This window comes from Xenorhabdus kozodoii (genome assembly GCF_002632875.1).
Classification (GTDB): domain Bacteria; phylum Pseudomonadota; class Gammaproteobacteria; order Enterobacterales; family Enterobacteriaceae; genus Xenorhabdus; species Xenorhabdus kozodoii.
In genome coordinates, this window is sequence record NZ_NJCX01000104.1 from 1 (window position 1) to 624 (window position 624).

The 624-nt window shown below is 52.6% G+C and carries 1 protein-coding gene; it reads right to left on the reverse strand.

Annotated elements, in window-relative coordinates; translation table 11 throughout:
- Positions 1 to 513: TipJ family phage tail tip protein (gpJ, locus tag Xkoz_RS19330; RefSeq protein WP_422646047.1), on the reverse strand; the 513-nt coding region annotated here is incomplete at its 3' end.
- Positions 514 to 624: the final 111 nt, after the last annotated feature.

A 624-nucleotide genomic window follows, 5' to 3' on the forward strand; every position in this document is an offset into this window, starting at 1 on the left:
GCGTTCATATTTGGTGGTTGTCTTGCCATCAGCGGCGGTACGCAACACTTCCTGATACGACCCGCCATCCGTGGCGACTTCAATCACATAATCAATGCGATAGCCCACCGTATCCCCGTTCTCTTCCTGCTTTTGCAATTGCGGCCACGATAACCGAATGCGCACCGCAGAGAGCTGGGTATTGGTGACGGATCTCACCCATGACTCATTTAATTCCGTCCCGACGGTCAACTCATTTTCTACTGCGGGCATACCGGGGATATAATCTTGATGAGGCGTGCCGGGGCGAAACTCCCACCGCACACCCTCGAAATTGGGCGTACCATCGGGGCCAATAATCGGTGTATTGTCCAGAAAGATGTTGGCGCCATCGAGTCCACCTGCAAATTCCCCCTCCCCCAATGCCAATACGATTTTGGCGTACGAGGTCGATTGCAGGGAATCCGGTGATTCGACCGGGGTACGTGGGCTGTCGCTGCCGCCCTTGCTGCCCTGAATCAGATGCTGTTCCATATTTCACCCATAAAAAATCTATGGTCACCCCCGTTTTTGCAACACAAATTTTGATGTATGGTGGGCTTGCTTAAATCTATTCGGCATCTAATGAGCATACTGCCCGTGCCA